The sequence below is a fragment of the Flavobacterium sp. genome, from assembly GCF_040402955.1.
GTDB lineage: Bacteria > Bacteroidota > Bacteroidia > Flavobacteriales > Flavobacteriaceae > Flavobacterium.
Genome location: NZ_JBBALQ010000004.1, coordinates 122,975 through 132,672, shown reverse-complemented (window position 1 = coordinate 132,672; position 9,698 = coordinate 122,975). Strand labels below are relative to the sequence as shown.

Genomic DNA, 9,698 nt, shown 5'->3' with positions numbered 1-9,698 from the left:
AACCCCTCTTACCAGGATGAAAACCTGGCGTCCTAACCGATAGACGAACGGACCATTACATTTCCGTAATGCGAGTGCAAAAATACAACTATTTTTTATTTGTGCAATACCTAATGTGAAAATTTTCAGTTTTTTTGAAAACCTTCGTTTAATGCTTTATTTATATAAGATTAATCGAAAATATAAATTCAAAATCTCAATTTCCAAATCGTAAATCTTAAATTGTAAATCTTAAATTGTAAATCTTAAATCGATTAATATGCTTTTGCAAATAAAACCCTTCCTTTTGATGGTGCTCCAGAGAAAATACAAACTCCAGTCTCTTCTACTCTATCTAAAGGTATACATCTAATCGTTGCTTTGGTTTCCTCTTTTATTTTCTCTTCGGTTGCCGCGGTTCCATCCCAATGCGCAGAAACAAAACCTGTTTTATGTTCTAAAACATCTTTAAATTCAGCATACGAATTCACTTCTGTAGTATGTTCGGTTCTATAATCTATAGCTTTATTAAATAAATCTTTCTGAATTTGCTCTAATAAATCTTGAATATACGATACAATTCCATCCGCAGGTTTTACTTCTTTGGTTAAAGTATCTCTTCGTGCCACTTCAAAAGTTCCGTTTTCTAGATCTTTCGGACCAATTGCTAAACGAACTGGCACGCCTTTTAATTCCCATTCTGCAAATTTAAAACCAGGTTTTTGTGTGGTTCTATTATCAAATTTTACAGAAATATTTAATTTTTTAAATTGCGCTACTAAACCATTTGCTACTTCAGAAATTGCATCAAATTCTTCGTCGGTTCTAAAAATCGGAACGATAACAACTTGAATTGGCGCTACATTTGGAGGCAATACTAATCCATTATCATCTGAATGTGTCATAACCAAAGCACCCATTAAACGAGTAGAAACGCCCCAAGAAGTTCCCCATACATACTCCTGCTTCCCTTCTTGATTAGTGAATTTTACATCAAATGCTTTAGCGAAATTTTGACCTAAAAAGTGCGAAGTACCAGCTTGTAATGCCTTTCCGTCTTGCATTAATGCCTCTATACAATACGTTTCATCTGCTCCAGCAAAACGTTCTGTTTCTGTTTTTAATCCTTTTACAACTGGAATAGCCATAAAATTTTCGGCAAAATCAGCATATACATGCATCATTTTTTCTGATTCTTCTATTGCTTCAGCTTTTGTAGCATGTGCGGTATGCCCTTCTTGCCATAAAAATTCGGCGGTTCTTAAAAACAAACGCGTTCTCATTTCCCAACGCACTACATTTGCCCATTGGTTAATTAATAATGGTAAATCTCTATATGATTGCACCCATCCTTTATAGGTACTCCAGATTATAGCTTCAGATGTTGGGCGAACAATTAGTTCTTCTTCTAACTTTGCATTTGGATCAACCATTAATTTACCTGGTTTATCTGGATCGTTTTTTAATCTGTAATGAGTAACTATAGCACATTCTTTTGCAAAGCCTTCTGCGTTTTTTTCTTCGGCTTCAAACATGCTTTTTGGAACAAATAATGGAAAATAAGCATTACTATGACCGGTTTCTTTAAACATTTTATCTAATTCTGCCTGCATTTTTTCCCAAATTGCATAGCCATATGGTTTAATTACCATACAACCTCTTACCCCTGAATTCTCAGCTAAATCAGCCTTTACGACCAATTCGTTATACCATGCAGAATAATCTTCGCTTCTAGTTGTTAAATTTTTACTCATTTTTATAATATTGGCACAAAATTTGTTTAATTTGTATTGATTTAGTGGTACAAAACTACTTAATTTTGCAAAGACCAACAATAAAAATTTATACTTATGAAAACAAATTGTATTTTTCAGCTAAAAACACTTAGAATTTTAAGTCTAATTGTAGGTGCTATCACAGTAGTAAGTTGTGGTTCGTACCAAAATTCATCGTATTATGATGATGATGGTGTGTATGGTCCTGATAAATCAGAAAAAACTAAACGAGCGTTACAAAATGAAACCAGTTCAGGCTCGAACAATAATGCGTATGCCCAACAATTTAAAAGTATGAAAGAAGATTTTGGGACTACTCAAGTTTTAACAGATGTAGACAACTATTCATCAGCACCTGACACAGTATATGTACAAGAAAATAGTACTAGTTATGGTGGATGGGGCGAAAACCAAACTAGCAATATCACTTTGAATGTATACGGAAATTCGGGATGGTATGGAAATGGCTGGGGTTACAATAATTGGTATGGAAACGGCTGGGGTTACAATAACTGGTACGGTAACAACTGGGGAATGAATGGATGGGGAATGAACGGTTGGTATGGAAACAGTTGGTACGGTAACGGTTGGGGTTATAACAACTGGGGTTGGAATGGCTGGTATGGCAACAACTGGGGTATGAACGGTTGGTACGGTAATGGTTGGAACAACGGTTATTATGGTAATGGTTGGTATAGTGGCAGTGGCAGAAATGTTGTACATAATAATGGACCGCGTGGTGGCTACATAAACAACAATGGTAATTCTGGAAGAATTGCTTCTGGAAGATTAGGAAATAGTATTGGAAGCCCTAGAACTCAAATTGGTCAAACAAGAGGAAATGCAATCGGGACACCCAGAACACAAGTATCAGAACCGAGAACTTTCACTCCAAGAGGAAACACAAATACAGGAACGCCAAGAACACCGATTTCTGATCCAAGAACGTATAATCCAAGAGGAAATACAAATACTGGAACTCCAAGAACTCAAACCTCAGAACCAAGAACCTACACTCCTAGAAATGAAACTCCTAGAAGTGAAGCACCAAGAACAATATCTACACCAAGAAGTTCCGACTTTGGTGGCGGAAGAAGCTCTGGTAGTGGAGGTGGCTCTACTGGCGGAGGTGGAAGATCTGGTGGCGGCGGTCGTGGAGGAAGATAATAAACAAATTGAAAAAATACCTGCTTGCAACTTTCAGGCAGGTTAAAAATATAATTTTATACATATGAAATCGCCATTAACAAAAAGTTTGTGCAAGCAAACACCGATAATTAAAAAAGCGATACCATATGTTATCGCTAAAAAATAAAATTTAAACATATGAAAAAGATACTATTTTCTTTATTAATTGGAAGTGCTTTTACAGTTAGCGCTCAAGAAACCAATATGTCGGATGCATTACGTTATGGCATACAAAATTTAAATGGAACTGCCAGATACAGAGCAATGGGTGGCGCATTTGGTGCTATTGGAGGCGATTTGTCAGCTATAAATGATAATCCGGCAGGATCTTCAATTTTTAATTACAATCAAGCTACCATATCGCTTTCTAGCTTTAACAAAAGTAATACGGCTAATTATTTTGGAACAAATAGCAAAACAAATGAAAACTCTTTAGACATCAATCAATTAGGTGCCGTTTTTGTTTTTAATGACAATCAAACAAAAAGTGGTTGGAAAAAATTCGCTTTAGGGTTGAATTACGAAAATGCCAATAATTTTGATGACTTTATTGTAAGTGAAGGGACAAATCCATACAATTCAATGGATAGTTATTTTTTACGTTTTGCAAATGCCAGAACTGGTAATATTGCAGGAAATTATTATGAAGATTTAGATTTCATTGACCAACAAGCCCTTTTAGGTTACGATTCGTATCTGATTGATTATGACTCCGCAACTGATAATTATTATACCAATGTGCCAAGTGGAGGAAAATATTTTCATAAAAACACCATACAAGCCAAGGGTTATAATGGGAAATTTACTATGAACTTTTCTGGTGCTTACGAAGACCGATTATATGTAGGTATGAATATGAATTTTCATTTTACAGATTATTTAAGATCTTCCTCATTATACGAAAGCAATTTAAACGCTTTTTATACTACTGGATTTAGCATTGACACGGCACGTTTTAATAACGAAGTATACACATATGGTTCTGGATTTTCGATGAATTTTGGAGCAATTTTCAAAGCAAATCAAAATATTCGTTTAGGATTGGCATACGAAACACCAACTTGGTATCGCTTAAATGATGAATTAACACAAGCAATTTCTACAAATTATTATAATGCTACAAATACGTCAATGAATCAGGCATTCGTAAATCCAAATGCTGTAAACGTATATCCAACCTATAAAATTCAAACACCAGGTAAATTAAGCGCAAGTGGGACTGTTTTATTTGGTAAAAAAGGATTGTTAAGTGTGGATTACATCAGTAGAAACTATGCTAAAACACAATTTAAGCCTACTAAAGAAATTATTTACAGTAGTTTAAACACGCAAATTAAAAACGAGTTACAAGATACTTACGAACTTCGAGTTGGTGGAGAATACAAAATAAAACAATGGAGTGTTAGAGCTGGTTACCGTTTCGAACAAAGTCCATATAAAGTTGACCTCGCTTTTGGTGATTTAACGAGTTATTCTAGTGGCTTAGGATATAATTTCGGAGATTCTAAATTAGATATTTCTTACACAAACGAAAATCGTGCAAGAACAGAAACCTTATTAACCTCTGGCTTAAATGATACGGCAAGAATTAAAAATAAAAACAATAATGTCACTTTAACGTATGTGGTGAATTTTTAATTTTAAAACAATTACTTATTACAGTTAATCCTGTCAGGTTTTTTTTAGAGATGTTAGTTCTGGTTATAAAAAACCAAATGTTTATATAGACTTAGGTGAAGCGATTTCCTTTTGTTTTTGTTGCCTTCGAAAACTTTAGACAACAAAAATAAAAGATTTAGCCAAAAGCCAAACATTGTTAATTGAGATGACAAAACGTTGTGTTCCAATAAAAATTAGTATTTTTGCACCCTGAAATAAAACAAATACTATGAGAACGAAGTCTTTAAAGAGAAATAAAATCAACGTCATTACCTTAGGTTGTTCTAAAAACGTATATGATAGTGAAGTTTTAATGGGACAACTTCGTGCCAACGGAAAAGAAGTAACACACGAAGCTACTCAAGACGAAGGAAATATCATAGTAATTAATACATGTGGGTTTATTGATAATGCAAAAGAAGAATCGATAAATACAATTTTAGAATATGCCGAAAAAAAAGAACAAGGTTTAGTAGATAAAGTTTTTGTTACAGGTTGTTTATCTGAACGATACAGACCCGATTTAGAAAAAGAAATTCCAAATATTGATCAGTTTTTTGGTACTACAGAATTACCTTTACTATTAAAAGCATTAGGTGCAGATTATAAACACGAATTAATTGGAGAACGTTTAACCACAACGCCAAAAAATTACGCCTATTTAAAAATTGCTGAAGGTTGCGACCGACCTTGTAGTTTTTGTGCAATTCCACTAATGAGAGGAAAACACAAGTCTACTCCTATTGAACATTTGGTGATTGAAGCTGAGAAATTAGCAAAAAATGGAGTTAAAGAATTAATTTTAATTGCACAAGATTTAACCTATTACGGTTTAGATTTATACAAAAAAAGAAACTTAGCGGAACTTTTAGAAGCCTTAGTAAAAGTGGAAGGAATTGAATGGATTCGATTACATTATGCCTTCCCTACTGGTTTTCCTATGGACGTTCTAGAATTAATGAAACGCGAACCAAAAATTTGTAACTATTTAGATATTCCGTTACAACATATTTCAGATAGCATTTTAAAATCGATGCGACGTGGAACGACTCAAGAAAAAACGACGAATTTAATTCAAGAATTTAGAGCGTTAGTTCCAGAAATGACCATTAGAACGACTTTAATTGTGGGTTATCCTGGCGAAACTGAAGAAGATTTCAATATTCTTAAAAATTGGGTTGAGGAAATGCGTTTCGAACGTTTGGGTTGCTTTACCTATTCTCACGAGGAAAACACGCACGCCTATTTATTAGAAGACGATGTGCCTGAAGAAGTAAAACAATACCGAGCAGCACAAATTATGGATATTCAAGCACAAATTTCTTGGGAATTAAATCAAGAAAAAATTGGACAAACATTTAAATGTGTAATTGACAGAAAAGAAGGCGAACATTTTGTAGGAAGAACGGAATTTGATAGTCCTGATGTAGATAATGAAGTATTAATTGACGCTTCAAAATTCTATTTAAAAACAGGCGATTTCGTAAATTTAAAAATCATTGACGCTACAGAATTTGATTTGTATGCGGAGCCGGTATAAAAGTAAACTCTAAACCTTTTTACTTATACCTTTTGCCTTTTACCCTAAAGAAAACCTAATTCAGTTGTTCACTGAAAATAGCAATTAATGTATGTGCGTCAACGATATGATTTGGTGACTCTTCAATTAGTTTTAAAACGCGTTTCATCGCATTGGGATTTAGTCCCATATGAATGCCAATTTCATTAATTTTTATAATTTCACGTTCATGCAAAACATTATCACAACGCATTAATAAAGCCAAACGATAAAACTGACAAATACGGTTCATTTCGTCTTTTATTACTTTAACTTCACCTTTATTTTCATATAATTTCAATAAAGTAGCTTTATCAATTCCCAATTCGTACGCTACAATTTCAATAAAATCATATTCTTTATCGTGCAATTCGCCGTCAATTAAAGCAAACGAAATCATTTCTTGCAACAAACTAATTTTTTCTTGAGTAGTTTCCATCAAAATTATTACTTTTATACTATTCTTCAAATATAAAAAAATGCAACAATTTTTAAGACTATTTCTATTCTTTTTTTTGATTTCTATTACGAAAACGGAAGCACAAAACCGATATTTCACATTTGAAATTGAAGCACCGCAATTAGAAACTAAAAAGAATATTTGGGTGTATTTACCTTTAAATTACGAAAAATCCAATAAAAAATATCCTGTAATTTATATGCACGATGCTCAAAATTTATTTGATGCAGCAGCTTCATATGCTGGAGAATGGAACATTGACGAAACTTTAGATAGTTTGAAAGCCAAAGTCATTATAATTAGTATTGAACACGGAAATGAAAAACGCATAGACGAACTTACTCCGTATAAAAACGAAAAATATGGCGGCGGAAATGCCAATGCCTACTTAGAATTTATTGTAAAAACAGTAAAACCTCATATTGATTCAACCTACAGAACCAAAACAAATGCAAAAAACACTTGTATTTGGGGCAGTTCACTCGGTGGATTGGTTTCTTTTTACGCAGCTTTGCAATATCCAGAGGTTTTTGGAAAAGTAGGTTGCTTCTCGCCTGCTTTTTGGATTAACAAAAAAGAAATTTTTCAGAAAATGGAAGAAACACCAAAATTTACTACCAAAATTTATTTGCTTTGTGGCGATAAAGAAGATAGCGGTGCAATGGTTTCTGATATGAAAGAAATGGAAACACTTATCAATTCAAAACGCTGTGAATGCAAAAAGCTAAATAAATCAGTAATTGTTAAAGAGGGTGAACATAACGAAAAATTATGGCGAAATGCGTTTGCAAAAGCGTATCTTTGGCTTTTCTAAAAATGATGAAAGTCGAAAGTCGCAACTAACAATAAATAATAAAATGAATAACAACGATATCTTCAAAAAACTACGTGTGGCTTTACAATTACGTGACGACCAAATAGTTGAAATTTTAAACTTAGTCGATTTTAAAATGTCGAAAGGCGAATTAGGTGATATTTTCCGCGCGGAAGACCACGCTAATTTTATGGAATGTGGCGACCAAGTACTTCGTAATTTCTTAAACGGATTAATTATTCATTTACGTGGTACGAAGGAAAACCCAAAAAACCCACGAGAAGTAATTAAATCGCACAAAGATTACGAAACACAAACTGAACGAACCGAAAAAACCATTTACGAACCGAAAAAACCTTATAATAAAACGGATAGTAAAACACAGTTTAAACCAAGAACTGGCGACAAAAAAGAGTTTAAACCAAAAACAGGTGAAAGTTCAGATAAAAAGCCTGCGTTCGGAAAAAATAAATTTGGCAACGATAAAAAACCTGCGAAACAAAATCCAGTTGAAAAATTTAAATTTAAAGACGGAAAAAAATAGATATAAATCCTCAATAGTGTTGAGGATTTTTTATTTATTGTATATATAAGAATCTGAATTACAAATCCTTAAAGTAATCTAATAAAACAATATCATTTATTTTTTCTGGGGTAAAAATCTCTAAAATTGATGGTTTATTATTGTTCGAAATAAAAGAATCCCAAACAGAATGCAATTCGTTTTCGTTTTGGACTGAAGTATATTCAAATGCATACATTTTGGCCAATTGTTCCGCAGTTAACTGGTGTGAGGTTTCAAAAAAAGTATTAAATGTTTCCGTTTCTTCATGACCAGGTAATATTCTAAAAATACCGCCGCCACTGTTGTTAATTAAAATAATTTTAAAATTCTTTGGAATATAATTATTCCATAAAGCGTTGCTATCGTATAGAAAACTAACATCGCCAGTTATTAAGATTGAAGGTTTTTTATTTGCTACAGCAGCTCCAATTGCAGTTGATGTACTTCCGTCAATACCACTTGTACCCCGATTACTAAATACCTCAATTGTTTTAGGCAACGCCACCAATTGCAAATATCGAATTGGCGAACTATTACTCACTTGTAACTGAATATTCTCAGGTAAATTTCGACTTAAAAAATCGAAAACTTTAAAATCTGAAAATGGAATTTCCGACATATACTTTTCGTGTTTTACTAATCTTTCTTGCCAAATGGCTTGAAAATGAGACTGATAACTTGACGAAGTTTTTAAATCATCATTTAATAACTGTTTAAAAAATTCCGAAATAGACGTCTTGAAGTGCTTCGATAAACAACCAAATGTATCATAAGCCCTAATTTCATCAATATGCCAATGTTGCTTTGGCTGATAATTTCGCAACAACGATTTTATTCGTTTAGAAACTACCATACCACCAAAAGTTAACAAAATATCTGGCTGAAAATTAAGCTTTTCTTCTTCAGAAAACGTTGAAACTAAAGTATCAATTCTATCAATAAAAGTAGGATGATGCAAATTAGATGTTTTTTCTAAAAGCACCAATACACTTTCGTCTTTAGCTAAGGATTCAATATATTTTTGTTCGATTGCATTTGGTACCAACTCGCCTACTAAAATTAATTTCTTATTGGCCGACTGCCATTCTGAAATGAATTTCGCATCTAAAGTAAACTCCGCATCTTCATTGGTTGAAAAATTAGTTTTCGGAACATAAGTTGGTTCTAAAAGTGTTTCATATAAAGGTTCCTCAAACGGAACATTTATGTGAGCTGGACCTTTCTTTAAAATAGCTGTTTCTATAGCAGAAACAATAAGATTATCGTTCTGCGCTGAAGCATTTTCAGTTAAATTCGCAGAAAAAACAATATGATTCGCAAATACATTTTCTTGACGAATGGTTTGTCCGTCACCAATATCAATTTTATTTTTTGGTCTGTCTGCCGAAACGATAAGCAAAGGAATTTGGCTATAAAATGCTTCCGCAACTGCAGGATAATAATTTAATACTGCCGAACCTGAAGTACAAACAACCGCAACAGGTTTCTGTAATTGATGTGCCAAACCTAAAGCAAAAAAAGCAGCACAACGTTCATCAGCAATGCTATAACACGTAAAACCTTCCTGATTGGTAAATCCCATAGTCAAAGGGGCATTTCTCGATCCTGGAGAAATTACAATATGCTGAATTTCTATTTGACGAAAAATTTCAATCACCGCTTGCGCTAATGGTATTTTTGGATATAAATTGGTTTTCAAA

General features: G+C 33.3%; 8 protein-coding genes. 5 read left to right on the top strand and 3 right to left on the bottom strand.

Features of this window, described 5'->3' with window-relative positions; genetic code table 11:
* Positions 1-254: 254 nt before the first annotated feature.
* The gene (gene proS / locus ABWP78_RS03875; RefSeq protein WP_353169270.1) at positions 255-1,733 is read right to left on the bottom strand and encodes a proline--tRNA ligase; all 1,479 of its coding nucleotides are present in this window, start codon (positions 1,731-1,733) and stop codon (positions 255-257) included.
* 96 nt (positions 1,734-1,829) lie between these two features.
* Here proS and ABWP78_RS03870 point away from each other — a divergent pair, with 96 nt between their 5' ends.
* The 3 genes from ABWP78_RS03870 to rimO all read left to right on the top strand — a co-directional run bounded on the left by ABWP78_RS03870 (position 1,830) and on the right by rimO (position 6,141).
* Positions 1,830-2,921, top strand: coding sequence for a hypothetical protein (locus ABWP78_RS03870; RefSeq protein WP_353169268.1), 1,092 nt, complete (start codon positions 1,830-1,832; stop codon positions 2,919-2,921).
* A gap of 159 nt (positions 2,922-3,080) precedes the next feature.
* Entirely contained in the window at positions 3,081-4,580 is a 1,500-nt protein-coding gene (locus ABWP78_RS03865) for an OmpP1/FadL family transporter (protein WP_353169265.1), read from the top strand.
* Positions 4,581-4,830: 250 nt separating this feature from the next.
* Positions 4,831-6,141, top strand: a complete 1,311-nt coding sequence (rimO, locus tag ABWP78_RS03860) for a 30S ribosomal protein S12 methylthiotransferase RimO (RefSeq protein WP_353169263.1) — start codon at positions 4,831-4,833, stop codon at positions 6,139-6,141.
* 55 nt (positions 6,142-6,196) lie between these two features.
* Here rimO and ABWP78_RS03855 read toward each other — a convergent pair whose 3' ends face one another.
* Positions 6,197-6,598 (bottom strand): tellurite resistance TerB family protein, encoded by a 402-nt coding sequence (locus tag ABWP78_RS03855; RefSeq protein WP_353169262.1) that lies wholly within the window; start codon positions 6,596-6,598, stop codon positions 6,197-6,199.
* 40 nt (positions 6,599-6,638) lie between these two features.
* On the opposite strand from ABWP78_RS03855, the gene ABWP78_RS03850 reads away from it, so the two are divergent.
* Positions 6,639-7,433: an alpha/beta hydrolase gene (locus ABWP78_RS03850; protein ID WP_353169260.1), complete on the top strand. Its 795-nt coding sequence runs from the start codon at positions 6,639-6,641 to the stop codon at positions 7,431-7,433.
* 43 nt (positions 7,434-7,476) lie between these two features.
* Positions 7,477-7,977, top strand: a complete 501-nt coding sequence (locus ABWP78_RS03845) for a DUF1456 family protein (RefSeq protein ID WP_353169258.1) — start codon at positions 7,477-7,479, stop codon at positions 7,975-7,977.
* A 58-nt stretch (positions 7,978-8,035) separates the two neighbouring features.
* Here ABWP78_RS03845 and menD read toward each other — a convergent pair whose 3' ends face one another.
* Positions 8,036-9,697, bottom strand: coding sequence for a 2-succinyl-5-enolpyruvyl-6-hydroxy-3-cyclohexene-1-carboxylic-acid synthase (menD, locus tag ABWP78_RS03840; RefSeq protein ID WP_353169257.1), 1,662 nt, complete (start codon positions 9,695-9,697; stop codon positions 8,036-8,038).
* Between the last annotated feature and the right edge of the window lies 1 nt (position 9,698).